At 53.2% G+C, this 12,736-nt stretch carries 14 protein-coding genes, 1 tRNA gene and 1 other RNA gene; 10 read left to right on the forward strand and 6 right to left on the reverse strand.

Annotation, left to right across the window (positions count from 1 at the left end):
• Positions 1 to 60: 60 nt before the first annotated feature.
• From ftsZ to WC813_00820, 5 genes are all read left to right on the forward strand, one after another.
• Positions 61 to 1,377 carry a cell division protein FtsZ gene (gene ftsZ, locus WC813_00800; GenBank protein ID MFA5946544.1) on the forward strand — a complete coding sequence of 439 codons (1,317 nt, stop codon included), beginning with the start codon at positions 61 to 63 and terminating at the stop codon, positions 1,375 to 1,377.
• Positions 1,378 to 1,381: 4 nt separating this feature from the next.
• Positions 1,382 to 1,834: a transcriptional regulator NrdR gene (gene nrdR / locus WC813_00805; protein MFA5946545.1), complete on the forward strand. Its 453-nt coding sequence runs from the start codon at positions 1,382 to 1,384 to the stop codon at positions 1,832 to 1,834.
• 19 nt (positions 1,835 to 1,853) lie between these two features.
• Positions 1,854 to 3,260, forward strand: coding sequence for a pyruvate kinase (pyk, locus tag WC813_00810; GenBank protein MFA5946546.1), 1,407 nt, complete (start codon positions 1,854 to 1,856; stop codon positions 3,258 to 3,260).
• A gap of 1 nt (position 3,261) precedes the next feature.
• Positions 3,262 to 3,729, forward strand: a complete 468-nt coding sequence (locus WC813_00815; GenBank protein MFA5946547.1) for a plastocyanin/azurin family copper-binding protein — start codon at positions 3,262 to 3,264, stop codon at positions 3,727 to 3,729.
• Between the two features lie 101 nt (positions 3,730 to 3,830).
• Positions 3,831 to 3,907 (forward strand) — tRNA-Asp (locus WC813_00820).
• Between the two features lie 170 nt (positions 3,908 to 4,077).
• On the opposite strand, the gene WC813_00825 is transcribed toward WC813_00820, so the two are convergent.
• The 6 genes from WC813_00825 to smpB all read right to left on the reverse strand — a co-directional run bounded on the left by WC813_00825 (position 4,078) and on the right by smpB (position 7,824).
• A complete protein-coding gene (locus tag WC813_00825; protein MFA5946548.1) occupies positions 4,078 to 5,517 on the reverse strand; it encodes a hypothetical protein in 1,440 nt (479 codons plus the stop codon).
• 135 nt (positions 5,518 to 5,652) lie between these two features.
• Positions 5,653 to 6,000: a 50S ribosomal protein L20 gene (rplT, locus tag WC813_00830; GenBank protein MFA5946549.1), complete on the reverse strand. Its 348-nt coding sequence runs from the start codon at positions 5,998 to 6,000 to the stop codon at positions 5,653 to 5,655.
• A 3-nt stretch (positions 6,001 to 6,003) separates the two neighbouring features.
• Positions 6,004 to 6,201 (reverse strand): 50S ribosomal protein L35, encoded by a 198-nt coding sequence (locus WC813_00835; GenBank protein MFA5946550.1) that lies wholly within the window; start codon positions 6,199 to 6,201, stop codon positions 6,004 to 6,006.
• 55 nt (positions 6,202 to 6,256) lie between these two features.
• The gene (infC, locus tag WC813_00840; protein ID MFA5946551.1) at positions 6,257 to 6,814 is read right to left on the reverse strand and encodes a translation initiation factor IF-3; all 558 of its coding nucleotides are present in this window, start codon (positions 6,812 to 6,814) and stop codon (positions 6,257 to 6,259) included.
• A 160-nt stretch (positions 6,815 to 6,974) separates the two neighbouring features.
• Positions 6,975 to 7,369, reverse strand: a transfer-messenger RNA (tmRNA) gene (gene ssrA / locus WC813_00845).
• Between the two features lie 5 nt (positions 7,370 to 7,374).
• Complete coding sequence (gene smpB, locus WC813_00850; GenBank protein ID MFA5946552.1) at positions 7,375 to 7,824, reverse strand: SsrA-binding protein SmpB; 450 nt, start codon at positions 7,822 to 7,824, stop codon at positions 7,375 to 7,377.
• A gap of 24 nt (positions 7,825 to 7,848) precedes the next feature.
• On the opposite strand from smpB, the gene WC813_00855 reads away from it, so the two are divergent.
• The 5 genes from WC813_00855 (at position 7,849) to WC813_00875 (ending at position 12,723) form a co-directional block, all read left to right on the forward strand.
• Positions 7,849 to 8,904, forward strand: coding sequence for an AI-2E family transporter (locus tag WC813_00855; GenBank protein MFA5946553.1), 1,056 nt, complete (start codon positions 7,849 to 7,851; stop codon positions 8,902 to 8,904).
• Between the two features lie 4 nt (positions 8,905 to 8,908).
• A complete protein-coding gene (locus tag WC813_00860) occupies positions 8,909 to 9,274 on the forward strand; it encodes a hypothetical protein (GenBank protein MFA5946554.1) in 366 nt (121 codons plus the stop codon).
• Positions 9,271 to 10,035, forward strand: coding sequence for a hypothetical protein (locus tag WC813_00865; GenBank protein MFA5946555.1), 765 nt, complete (start codon positions 9,271 to 9,273; stop codon positions 10,033 to 10,035). The genes WC813_00860 and WC813_00865 overlap by 4 nt, the downstream gene beginning before the upstream one ends.
• Positions 10,036 to 10,038: 3 nt before the next feature.
• Positions 10,039 to 11,100, forward strand: coding sequence for a hypothetical protein (locus WC813_00870; GenBank protein ID MFA5946556.1), 1,062 nt, complete (start codon positions 10,039 to 10,041; stop codon positions 11,098 to 11,100).
• Positions 11,101 to 11,562: 462 nt separating this feature from the next.
• Positions 11,563 to 12,723 carry a hypothetical protein gene (locus tag WC813_00875; GenBank protein MFA5946557.1) on the forward strand — a complete coding sequence of 387 codons (1,161 nt, stop codon included), beginning with the start codon at positions 11,563 to 11,565 and terminating at the stop codon, positions 12,721 to 12,723.
• The last annotated feature ends 13 nt before the right edge of the window (positions 12,724 to 12,736 follow it).

Consider the following 12,736-nt stretch of genomic DNA (forward strand, 5'->3'; position numbering starts at 1 on the left):
CGAAACGTACTCATAGAAACAGAGGACTGAACACACTTGGTGTTCAACATCTACTGCCGTATGGCTGAGTTCAAGCCGGAAATAGAAACCTGTGCAAAAATTAAAGTGGTGGGGGTAGGCGGCGGAGGAGGCTCCGCCATTAACCGCATGATCACGGAGAAAATCCGTGGTATTGAGTTTTTGGCAGTAAATACTGACGCCCAGGCGCTTCACGGCAGTTTAGCAAGCACGAAAATTCCGATCGGTAAGACGGTCACGAGGGGTCTCGGTGCTGGCATGAACCCGGAGATGGGTCGCCGAGCGGTAGAGGAGAACGCAAATGATATTCGGAACGCCATCACCGGTGCGGACATGGTTTTCTTGACTGCCGGCCTTGGCGGAGGAACTGGCTCGGGGGCTGTCTCTGAGATCGCCAAAATCGCTAAGGAGATCGGGGCGTTGACCGTGGCGGTTGTGACTAAGCCTTTTTCTTTTGAGGGGGCTCAACGTCGAAGAATCGCTGAAGACGCACACCATGAGCTGGCTCAGCATGTAGACACTATTATCACCATTCCGAACGACCGAGTTTTACAAATTATCGATAAGAAAACATCTTGGGCTGAATCTTTTAGAATTATTGATGACGTTTTGCGGCAGGGCGTGCAGGGCATTGCGGAGATGATCACCGTTCCTGGGCAGATCAATGTGGACTTTGCTGACGTAAAAGCCATCATGCAGAACGCGGGCAGCGCCCTCATGGGTATCGGCAAGGCGTCTGGCGAGTCCAGAGCTGTTGACGCTGCTAAGCAGGCTATCGCGAGTCCGCTCCTCGAAATCTCGATTGATGGTGCGAAGGGCATTCTCTTCACTGTCGCAGGCTCATCGGACGTGACTATGTTCGAGGTCCAAGAAGCTGCGAAGATTATTACTGGTTCAGCTGACGACGACGCTAAGGTAATCTTCGGCATCATCCAGGATGACACCCTCGGCGACGAGGTTCGCATTACTGTTGTGGCCACCGGATTCGATAGTCGGGATCACCGCCGAGCTCCGTCGCTTGGCGGGGAGATTGGTATTGCGCCGAAGTCCGGCTGGCGCCCGCAGGCAGAACTAGAGCCGGTTAGACGCTATACACCTCCGCCACCGCCATTTAACCCGCCACCTGAACCAGTCCAGAAGCAAGAAGCACCTGCTTCCCCTTTTGGTCGCCGGCCGGTTTCACAGTTTACCCCATCGGAGCCGTCTCCTGAGCCGTCAGTTTCCTCATTTAACCCATCTCCAGTTTCTCAGCAGAATAGAGTGACCCCGGCTCAATCTTCGCCTTCCGCCCAAAATTCCCAAAAAGAAGATGATGGAGAGTTTGGCATCCCGGCTTTTATTCGCAGAAAGATGATGTAGCCGTATGCGCTGTCCAGTCTGTAACTTTAAGTCCACCCGCGTCGTTGATTCCCGCTTGTTGTCGGATGGACAAGGAGTTCGTCGGCGCCGGGAGTGTGAGAAAGAGAAATGCGGTTTTCGGTTTTCTACAGTAGAAGAAATTGAATTGTTGGATGTAACCGTAGTGAAGAGGAACGGCAAGCGTGAAGCATACTCGCGCGAGAAGCTGATCAATGGGCTCAAGCAAGCCTTACAGAAGCGCCCTTACACGGATATTCAGCTGCAACATTTAGTGCATGCTATTGAGCGTGATATTCAGAAGATTCGCGGGGGGGAGCTGACGAGTACTGAGATCGGCGAGATCGTGATGAAGCGACTTAGGACTTTCGATAAGGTTGCTTATATTCGTTTTGCTTCAGTCTATAGATCATTTGAAGACGTGGGTGCTTTTGCCAAAGAATTGAAGAACATTTCTTGAGGTATACTTTGAGGGCTCTATGGAGGATGCCCGAACACGTATTGTATGCACAGTTGGGCCAGCGTCAAACACCCGCGTCATGCTGGCTCGCATGATGAGGGAAGGGATGGACGTGGCGCGTTTGAATTTCTCCCACGGAACATATCCTCAGCACGCAGCACTTTTACGTGAGGTGCGTGGAGCGGCCAAGAAGACGGGGAAAACCATTGCTATTCTCCAGGATCTCCAGGGGCCAAAGATTCGCGTTGGGGACTTGGGCGAAGGGATTCAGCTTCATGCGGGGGAAACGGTGACGTTTTCGGCGGCCAAGAATGTCAAAGCGGGGAAGGGAATTATTCCGTTGTCGTATGATCGACTCGGTAAGGACGTGAAGGTGGGGGATCGAATCTTGCTCGACGATGGCTATTTGGAAGTCGAGGTTATTAAATCCGGCGGGATGACGGCGACAGCCGTAGTAAAAGTAGCGGGACTTTTGAAATCTCATAAGGGGGCGAATTTTCCCGATTCAACGTTATACGTCAGCTCGTTTACTGAGAAAGATAAGGCAGACCTTTTATTCGGTGTTGAACATGGAGTTGATTATATTTGTTTGTCGTTTGTGACTGGTCCTGAGGTACTGCACAAAGTGAGAGCCCTTATTTTGAAGACTGCGAGATCGTTCGGCGTTCGTCCGCCACTGTTGATGGCTAAAGTTGAGCGCAAGGCTGCTTTAGCTAGAATCGACGAAATCATTGACGCGTCTGATGCGATTATGCTCGGTCGAGGCGACCTTGGAGTCGAGATCCCACCGGAAGAAGTGCCAGAAGTGCAGAAGGACATAGTCGAGCGTTGCCGGTTGTCTGGGAAGCCGATTATTGTCGCTACACAGATGCTCGAGAGTATGCGAGAGGCGCCGAGAGCCACGCGGGCCGAGGTTTCCGATGTTGCGAATGCTGTTTTCGATCATGCCGACGCCGTCATGCTGTCCGCCGAATCTGCTGCGGGTAAATATCCGGCCGTCACCGTTAAAGTAATGGCTTCGGTTATTAGAGAAGCGGAGGCATCTCGGTTTGACTCGGTTCACGAAGATGATGCTGACGTGAATTGTTTGCCTTCAGCCATCGCTCATACGTTGTCCATGATGGCGCGGCTGGAGATTATTCGCGCAATCGTTGTCGCATCCTCGCTTGGCCAGGCTGCGGGGGCGCTTTCCATGTTCAGACCAAGAGCACCGCTTATCATTGTTGTTCCTGACGAGGCTGCGGCTAGGCAGGCAATCCTCCGAGCCGGCGCAGTTCCACTGGTGCTAGACGACCACGGTGGCACGTTTGTCCCGCGCCTGCACGCCATCCTTCACGCTCGACTCAATCTTCCAAAAGGGAAGTGCGTGGCGTATTTAACGAAGACTGGATACGGCGGGATATCACTGACCCTCATTCCTGTTTAGTATGAAGACCGTCTGGCTCATTCCTGGATTTGCGGTGCTCCTCTTGGGCGCCGGTTGCGCGTTGTCAAAATCGCAAACGAACCAGGTACCCTCAGAGACAACCCCCATCGCTGAAAAGAAAATGGATGCTCCGGTGTCCGGTGTCCGAGCTCCGGATCCCGGATCCAGGGAATCGGAAGAAGCTTCTTCCGAGCCTTCTTCCCCTCACATCGTCACCGTTGACGGCGGAGAGTTCTTTTTTGATCCTTCGAGCATTACTGCAAAAACCGGAGAGACGTTGATGATCAATTTCGGGACAGTCACTGGTCACCATATTTTCACCATTGACGAACTCAATATCGCTCAGGCTATGACTCCAGGAGGGTCTGTGACGTTTACGGTTCCCTCCACGCCCGGTCGATACACCTACTATTGCTCAGTCGGACCACATCGCACGCTAGGGATGACGGGAACGTTGATTGTTGAGTAACCCGATCTCCGCGAGTTCCGGGACACCTGTAAGCGCTAATGTTGGCGAGTCTTGCCAATAATTGGCGGTATGTTAAACTACTGCCGTTCGAAAAACAGGTTGGGACGGTAGCTCAATTGGTTAGAGCGCTGCCCTGTCACGGCAGAGGTTGCGGGTTCGATCCCCGTCCGTCCCGCCAGAAAGTCGCTTCCTTTACGGAGGCGATTTTCATTTTCTTCAAAAGCAGATGAATATCCTGTTGAGAAAATGTTAGGAGGTAATCCGACTCCATTTTCGAGACAGGAGATTCATCTGCTTAAAAAAAGAAGTCGGAGATCCGCGTGGGGATCTCCGACCGTTACGTTCTGGTCACTTGCGGGTGCAGGCCGTTTGGCCTTGAGTAGTGGGGCAGTACACGGTGGCGCCGAGGATGTTGATTTCCACGAGCTCGCCGCTTTTCTGCTTGCGCATCTCGTCCACGATCGCTTCGGGGGCGAGTTTGGCGCCATGCAGCGTGATCAGACCTTTGCCTGTGGCGCTGGCCGCTACTCCCTGGCCGCAGATGGTGATTTCCTCCTGCCCGTTGGTGGTGACATCCACGTTTTTGAGCGTGGCTACCACACAGTTCTGACCGTCGCCGAGCGCATAGCTTGAGATCACCGTGAAGGTGGGTTTAGCTGCGGTCGTTTCAGGCGGCAGTGTCGGGAGGCTGATCTTCGGCGGTTCGGCCGGGGCCACGGGTGCGGTAGGCACTTGCTCCACGTTGGTCGGCTGAGCTGTGGTGGCTTGAACCTCCGTGGCCGGTTTCTCGGTTAGGCTGATGCCGTAACCAATCAACCCGAGCGCTCCGATGACGGCTATCACCCCCAGGCTGATGCCGAGGATTGCGCCGAGGTTACTTACTTCCTTCGACTCCGGGCGGATCAGACGAGTCGCTGGAGCGACCGGCGTTTCAAGGTCGCTCGCCAGGTCAATCAGGGTAATGTTCTGATCATCCTGTTGCTCTTTGAACCGGTTACGGGTGGTGGGGGAGACTTCCTTGTCGTCCAGACCCGGTTCATCTTTGGGGAACTGCCGGTGCGGTTTGACCGGCGCAATGGCCGGGGCAGCCGTCGCTGCTTCCGCCTTGAGCGTTTCCACCATCTTCGCCGTTTGTTCTTCCAGTTCGGCCTTGGCTTGATCCACCGCCGATCCCAGGGTAGGGGCGGGCATTTGTACGGCCCTTGGCTGGGCTGGTGCCGGGGTCGGCTCCATCATGGGCGGGGCAATGTCCGGCGGTACCGTGTCCGTTCTGGCTGCCGAGGATTGCACAGACCTGAGCCTCTCCATAAAATCCACGAGGTTGTCTCGGGGCTCAATTTTTTTACTGACTGGCTCAGTGGTCGAGATAGGTCCGACCCGTTCCACCATCTCAGCTGGTGAGCGTGCAGCACCACCAGAAGGTGGCGACATGACAGCGTCATCCCAGACGACATCTGATGAACCAATGTACTCGGTCGTTACGGGATGTTGACCCGTGTACGGACTTGGACCAGGGTCGTCATCGTCAGGAATCCTGGTCGGTTTCCGTTCGATGATCTGTTCCGCCTTTTTCTTGAAGTGCTCAAGGCGCTCCAGCTCTTTGGGGCTAAGCTTGCTCACGAAGATGATGGCCCCCATGAGAATAGTGGCATTCGGGGCGGGCGTACCTTCTTCCCCCGCCTTCCCGGTTACCACGAGCTCCTCAATGAATTCAAGACAAGCTTCTCGGTCATCGGGGTTGAACCCGTCATCGCTGATGATCGTTTGACCATTGGAATTGCTGGACATGGTCCACCTCAGAGTGAAAAAGGACGCAAGTCGCGCCCAAATGGTTATTGGGCAGTTGACTTGACCGCCAATATTAGCAACAAAAAAGTGATTTTGTCAATCAAAAAGTCCCCAATCGGGGACTTTTTGCTGATCTTAGCTTTTTACTGAAGAAACTACTTTCGAGAAGATGGCTGGATGGTTTTCTGCCAGATCGGCCAGTACCTTGCGGTCCAAACCTACGTTTGCCTTCTTGAGCATATCAATGAAGCGGGAGTAGGAAAGACCAAATTCACGAACCGCGGCATTGATCTTCAGGTTCCAGAGGCCACGGAAAGTGCGCTTCTTGGCCCGGCGATCGCGGAAAGCGTAGACACCAGCTTTCAGCATGGCTGGGCGAGCGAGACGGATCTTGCTCTTACGTCCCCACTTGTAGCCCTTAACGCGCTTCAAGAGTGACTTTCTGCGCTTTACATGTTGTGTACCTCGTTTGACTCTTGGCATAGATTAAAGGCTATAAGGGAGAGAAGTCTTGATTATTCCCCGGAGGGCTTTTGACACGGAGACATCCGTGCGCTTGGCGCGGGTGGTATCTCCGCTTTCGCGAGAGTTAAAGTGGCCTTGGCCGGCTTTTCGCTTAATGATTTTGCCGGTGCGCGTGATGGTGATGCGCTTGGCCATTGCTTTGTGCGTTTTCATTGCCATATGGGGGTCAAACAATAGTGGGCGGAGTGTACGTTAGAGGCAAACTTCGGTCAAGTTAGCTTTCCCGAGCCAGGATCATACTCATGCGGCCTTCCTGGTTTTTGATTGGCTGTTCAACTTTTACAGGGTAATGCACCTTGAGCTTAGCTAGGAAAGAATCAAAGACGGCACGGGCCACGTCCATGTGGGCGCGTTCGCGTCCGCGGAGGATCATTTCGGCCTTAATCTTATCTCCCTGTTCAAAGAATTTCTTGGCTTGCTCAACGCGGATATCCAGGTCTCCTACGCCAATACGTGGCGTCAAACGGATACCCTTAATTTCAACTTCCTTGCTCTGAGCGCGCTGTTTTCTGGCTTCCTTCTCCTTTTGATATTTGAACTGGCTGTAATCGCCAAATCGGCAGACCGGCGGTTCGGCCTTAGGTGAAACCTCAATCAAATCAAGTCCGCGTTCTTTGGCTTGAGAAACGGCATCTTTAGTGCTCATCACGCCGAGTGACTTGTCTTCCTCGTCAATCACTCTGACCTCTTCCGCTAAAATAGCCGCATTGGCGCGGTACTCAACAACGGAGAACTTTGGCTTTTGAAAACGTCGGTGTCTATGAATGCGCATGGCCGTGGGGTTAATTGGTCGAAAGTATAGGTAAGGAATGTGTTTTTGTCGAGCTGGAGGATATGTTCGAAAAATTTGTTAGGAGGTAATCCGACTCCAAATTTTTTGGACATATCCGTAAGCTCTAACAATTGGTGGACCACGTCGTTCGCGAACGACGTGGTGGACCTGGCGGGAGTTGAACCCGCGTCCGAAAGTGATTAGAGAATGACTTGTTACATGCTTTGCCCGGCTGGGTAATGAAATCGCTCGAGCCGAGCAAAAGACGATTTCATATGTCTCTGAACCGTAATCGCAGTGAAGGCAGAGACGCCCTATACTGCACAGTCAGTCTTTATAGCACCCGGACTCTTCCCGATTGACATGGAAGGCGGATGTGGCAAGGGCGCTTAGGCCGTGGCCATGGAAAGTGATGGGGCAAATGCGAAACGCATTGCTTCCTTCACCTTAGAGAATACATTGGCGTGTATGTCGTTGTACCAGGTGATACGGAGTCCGGTACCTCTCCTGCATGATCATTTCCCCTCACAGCTTTCGTCGAAGCCTGGCAGGCCCAGCATCTATACATCGAACTCACTATGTCGTCGCACGTCGCGGTCAAGGTCTCGCTGTTTGATGCTATCCCGTTTTTCGAATTGCTTCTTACCTCGGGCTAGCGCGAACTTGACCTTAACAAGCGACCGCGCAGTATAGAGCGAAAGTGGGACAATAGTCAACCGTTCAATTTCCCGTTTTGCTTGAAGTTTAGCAATTTCTTTTTTGTTGACCAAGACCACTCTATCCCTGATGGGATTATAGGCTTCCAGATGTCCGGCCGGAGCGTATGCACCTATGTGCATGCCTTTGAGAATCAACTGTCCTCGTTCGACTAATAGAAAAGCGCCTTTGAGGTTTACGTTTCCACCTTTGGCTGATTTTACTTCCGCGCCAGTCAGCACTAAGCCGCCCTCGAAAGTTTCCAGGATTTCAAAGTCGTGCAGGGCTTTGCGGTTTTGGGCTAAGTCAGCCATACGGGTGCTACAATACAGTCATCTATGGCACAAAGCCAAATTAAGGATAGTCGGGAGCGAGTTCTGGTAGTTTCGTCGGGGACTGTCATTCGTGTTTGTTTAACTCTCTTAGCGATCGTGGTTATTTACTTGATAAGGGATATTGTTGCCTTATTTTGTGCCGCTTTATTTCTGGCAGCGCTGATTGACCCCTTTGCTGATTTTTTTGAGGATCATAAAGTACCAAGAGGTTTGGCCGTACTTTTGGTGTACATAGTTGGGATCGTGGCGCTTGCCTCGGCTATTGTCCTCCTTTTGCCTCCGGTCTTGAGCGAGCTAAAAACGGTGTCGACTATCTTTGCGCCGCTCCTACCACAGGTCTTTGGCCAAAACGCCGATCTCTCAGTTATCCTCCAGGGCTCGGTCACTGAGTCGGTTACCAAGTTTATAAACACTTTGCGCGGGTCAGGCATTTCAGCAGCTGTCCCTCAGTTATTGGCGATTGGTTCCACTGCCTTCGGGGCGATCGCGGCCCTGCTCGTTGTGCTTATTCTCGCCTTTTATTTGGTCAGCGAAAAAGAAGCCTTAGTGAAAGCGCTGTCATCTGTTACTCCGGACGACTATCAATCATTCGTGTCTCAGGCTGCGATGAAAATTCGGGTCCGACTAGGCGCTTGGCTGCGGGGAGAACTGATGCTTATGACGAGCATTTTCTTGTTGACGTATATTGCGCTGTCCCTCATTGGCATTCCGTATGCGATCGTGTTAGCACTACTGGCTGGGCTGTTTGAAATCATTCCATTTGTGGGGCCGTTGCTCGCCGGTATCCCATCGGTAATTCTAGCTTTCGCCATTTCGCCCATCCTCGGAGTCGTCACCATCCTTGCCTATATTCTTATCCAGGTGCTCGAGGGCAACGTCCTGGTGCCCAAAATTATGCAACGGGCAACCGGGCTCAATCCCATCATTACTCTCTTGGTTGTCTTGATCGGACTAAGATTGGGCGGTATTGTGGGGGCGATCCTGTCTATTCCACTAGCTAACGCTGCCGCTGTCTTTATTCAGGAAGTATATAGAGAAAGAAAATCCCATCTAGCCTAACTATATGAATCATCGCTCGTGGTTTCCCTCTATTCTCATGGGTCTGTCACTAATGTTGGCTTTAGTATTTTTAGTCGTGATGAAAGGCTCGCCTATCAGTTTTTCAGGCGGGTCTATTAGCGAGTCCATCCCTACAGTGACAGTCGGTGATTATCGTACCGCGGTTAATTCCATTCTTGATGCTTACGCTGTTAGCCACGATGCCGGTAAAACACACAGTGCTTTAATTTTACTGCGCGTGCCTAAGGAAGATCAGATTGTGCATTTTGATCTGGTGGTCGCCTTCGGTAAACTTGTCACCAAAGAAACTAAAGACGGGGAAGCGCGCTTGGCTGCGGTTAAAGCTGCAAATTCCTGGCTTCATCTGTGATCCTTCTTCACCGCTTCACCCCCTTTGCCATAGCTCTCGCTTCTTGCGTGCTTTTTTTGGTCTTGTCCGTGGCGCCGTTCACCCTCTATCCGGTAGCGATCGTGGCTGGTTTGCTCGTGCCTATTTTGTTCGCACGTCTCTTGCTGTTTGAAGTTAAGCGTCCGGCATTTTACGTTTTTCTTGGGACGCCTTTTCTTCTTTTATTGTCTTCACTCATGTTTTTTCTGCTACTCGAATCTTCGGAGGCAAAGTGGGTACTGGGAGGAATCGTGACCATCGCTTTGTTCCTCTACGCTGAGAATCTGTTTGCGTTCTATCACTTGCCTAGTACTTATCAGGCCTATTCTCTCGAGTACCTGACACTCATGATGTACATCGGGAGTGCGTTCTTCTTCACGAGTAGCGCCTATATGGGCCAGCTCTTCTTGGAACTGCCTCTCTGGGTGCCGGCTATTATGGTTTTTGCGAGCATCCTGTATGCTATGCTGGCGGTTTTTTGGGTCAGTAAAATTGGTTTTGAAACTGGTATTCCGTACGCAGTACTCGGAGCTATCTTGATGACCGAGCTCTATATCTCGCTCGCTTTCCTGCCGGTCAGTTTCATCGCTAACGCCGCCGCCTTTTCGGTCTGTTTGTCTACGTATTTTGGTCTAACACGGGCGCACGTGCTCGAAAAACTGTCGCCTACGGTTACTAAAAGGTATTTAGCTTTTGGTCTTTTGCTCTTGGTCGTAATTTTTGGTACAGCTACCTGGATATAACCTATGAAAACAGATCAACGAATATTTGGCGCGGTCATTGTCCTGTCCATTATTTTAGGCGGGGGAGCGGGCATTATTAGCTCGACTATGACGTCTAGAGCTATCGAGTCTTATGCGGCTCAACTGCTAAATGATCAAAAGTTGATTTCACTTATTCCTCGGAAGTCACCGGCCATTCCGGGAACTTTTGAAGAAGCAATGAAGAAAAATAGAGAAGCGAGTCTTCGTTCGCTGGCTGTTTTGCTTCCGGCGAGTACGCCAAGCACCGCTGCTTCCGGTTGGATTTTTCCGGAAGGTGCTTTGAAACTGGGCGTGCCAGTGACGAGTGACGGTTGGATTTTGACCTCCAGCGCTACTTTTAGTTCTAAGCTTTTGCCAAAAGATTGGGATGTTTATGTAGAGGGTAAGAGATTTGTGATTGATCGAGTCGTCCGGGATCCGCATTCAACCTTGGTTCTATTAAAACTGCAGAATGCGAGTGGACTTTTAACCGTTAGCTTTGGTAAACCTGAAGATGTAGAAAGCGGCAGTACGGTTATTGGTTGGGGCGGGGAAGAAGATGTTCGAGCCACCCTGCTCGAAGCTGCCGATGCTGACACCAGACAGGGTCCGCAGAGCGCTGAGGTTTTTGCTACTACTTGGCGAGTTGGTTCGAGCTTACCGGCCGGCGTGCCAGTTTTTTCTTCTGACGCTGAACTCTTAGGCTTTGTGACTAGCGGAACGGATATCTTCCCGCTCCATCACTCCGGTGAGTTTGTGCAGGATGTACTTAAGAGCGGTTCGCCTAAGCTGGCTAAACTTGGGGTGACGGTACTTGATCTCTCGCGCTCCTATAATGTGAGCGCTGAGGTGACTCAGGGCAGAGGGGAGGGCGCGTTGGTTCTGAATGCGGTTGGTCTGCTCCAGGCGTTGGACATCATTCTGGATGTAGACGGCCGGGCGGTCACCCATGCGGATACGCTGGCTGAGATATTGGCCGATTATGAACCGGGCGAAATAGCTAACATTCATGTACTTAGAGCGGGCCAAAATGTGCAATTGGCCGTTACTTTGGGAGAATTATAGTCCCCAGCCTCTCTTGCGGGTTTTTTGCATCCCTGTTAATTTTCTGCGGACATGCCCCTTTTGAGGGCCCGATGGAACGGTCGTGACGCCTCCTCCTCGTCGCGATTTGTGACCGTTGGGCCTTCAAAGGGGGTATTGTAATTTTGGCTAACAATAGCCTATAAAATCGTTTTCGGGATCCGGTTTCCGGTTTCATGGATCCGGAGTCCCGGACATCGGACACCGGACGCAAATACTTGACAAAAGCCTGTTTTTTTGCTATTATAGGTTGTTCTTTCAAACGAAAGAATTGGCTAACAAAACCTCCAGAATCGTCGCTCCGACGGCTTGGTATCCTTTGGCGTTCCTCCTCCAAACGCTAAGGTTGATGCCAGGTCATTGGAGCGCCGATTGCAGGCGCCGGTAAACTGACGTGTTGTCAGAACCGTCTTGCAGCGGACTCAAAAATCCCTTGGAGGGTACATGTTGACCATGATCCTGTGCGTCTTGACGAATTTTGCTCTGGCGACCGGCCCTGCGCCGACGCCTCCGGCCGCCACCGAGCCGGCCCCTGCGGTTTTGGTCGAGCCCCCGGATGAAAAGCCGGAGTGCAAGATCCAGGACGCCTGCACGGAGGCCGAACTGGCCGCGATGAAGCTGTGGATGGCGGACATGGATGCCTGGCGCGCCCGTATGGGCAAGCCGAGCGCCACGACCGTCGAATTCCGCAAGAAGGTGGCGTGGTTGTGCGCTCAGCACAACGACTGCCTCGACCCTGTCGCGGCAGCCCCGGCAGTCACGCGGCCGCCGGTGGTCACGCCCGTGGAGCCGCCCAAGAAGACCCCCCTCGAACAGCTCAAGGGGATCGTGACCGGTACGCCGAAGCCCGACGAGGGCGGAACGCGGCCGAGCCCGGACATGCCGACGACCATCGATCCGACGCCGACGATGCCGAGCGCAACTGCGACGGGTGGCCAGGCCACCGCCACGAACATCGTGGAAACGGTGGAACCAGCCACGACGGTCGAGCCCGGTCCGTCGAGCGCCTCCATCACCCGCACGGTGACGGAAGCGGACGGCCCCCGGCTCGGTCCCATCGCTGGGATCGAGTTCGTGCGCCAGGCTGAGATCCGCGGCGTGACCGCTCCGAGCATGCTCACTGAGCTGATCGGTGCGTCCCTCCGTCTGGGTGACAGCCATGGTCCGTTCGTGTCCGGTCGAGGCGCAGGCTTCGTCGGTTCGGAAGGGGCGCAGGGCGCGCTCGGTGGTCTGACCATCGGTGCCGGCCTGGACGGCCTGCTGGAATTCGGGGTTCTCTCCGAGTTCTACGTGTACGAGGTGCGCGGTGCTGGCGAACGGAGCAATCCGTACGTCCAGGCCAAGTACTCCGGCCTCCGTAACGGCTTGAGCCTCTCGCTCTCGCCGGGTTCGGAAGACCGCGTCCTCCTCACCGCCAGTGGCTCCGTCGACCTGTTCCATGGTCGGGTGGAGACCAAGGACGGCCGGTGGGCGGACCTGTCGCCCACGCTCGGCCTCAGCCTCACCTGGTTCCCGAAGATCAGCGATCGGACGGAAACGGTGACGGTCACCGGTATGGCTTCGGACTCGAAGCCGCCCCGTGGTCAGGAAGTCCCGCTGCACTAGCGGGCAATCGAAT

The organism is Patescibacteria group bacterium, assembly GCA_041659765.1.
Taxonomy (GTDB): domain Bacteria; phylum Patescibacteriota; class Patescibacteriia; order UBA9934; family UBA9934; genus JAGORL01.

Coding starts and splice junctions, on each gene's coding strand:
- ftsZ (MFA5946544.1), top strand. CDS start 61: ATGGCTGAGTTCAAGCCGGAAATAGAAACCTGTGCAAAAATTAAAGTG.
- nrdR (MFA5946545.1), top strand. CDS start 1,382: ATGCGCTGTCCAGTCTGTAACTTTAAGTCCACCCGCGTCGTTGATTCC.
- pyk (MFA5946546.1), top strand. CDS start 1,854: ATGGAGGATGCCCGAACACGTATTGTATGCACAGTTGGGCCAGCGTCA.
- WC813_00815 (MFA5946547.1), top strand. CDS start 3,262: ATGAAGACCGTCTGGCTCATTCCTGGATTTGCGGTGCTCCTCTTGGGC.
- WC813_00825 (MFA5946548.1), bottom strand. CDS start 5,517: ATGTCCAGCAATTCCAATGGTCAAACGATCATCAGCGATGACGGGTTC.
- rplT (MFA5946549.1), bottom strand. CDS start 6,000: ATGCCAAGAGTCAAACGAGGTACACAACATGTAAAGCGCAGAAAGTCA.
- WC813_00835 (MFA5946550.1), bottom strand. CDS start 6,201: ATGGCAATGAAAACGCACAAAGCAATGGCCAAGCGCATCACCATCACG.
- infC (MFA5946551.1), bottom strand. CDS start 6,814: ATGCGCATTCATAGACACCGACGTTTTCAAAAGCCAAAGTTCTCCGTT.
- smpB (MFA5946552.1), bottom strand. CDS start 7,824: ATGGCTGACTTAGCCCAAAACCGCAAAGCCCTGCACGACTTTGAAATC.
- WC813_00855 (MFA5946553.1), top strand. CDS start 7,849: ATGGCACAAAGCCAAATTAAGGATAGTCGGGAGCGAGTTCTGGTAGTT.
- WC813_00860 (MFA5946554.1), top strand. CDS start 8,909: ATGAATCATCGCTCGTGGTTTCCCTCTATTCTCATGGGTCTGTCACTA.
- WC813_00870 (MFA5946556.1), top strand. CDS start 10,039: ATGAAAACAGATCAACGAATATTTGGCGCGGTCATTGTCCTGTCCATT.
- WC813_00875 (MFA5946557.1), top strand. CDS start 11,563: ATGTTGACCATGATCCTGTGCGTCTTGACGAATTTTGCTCTGGCGACC.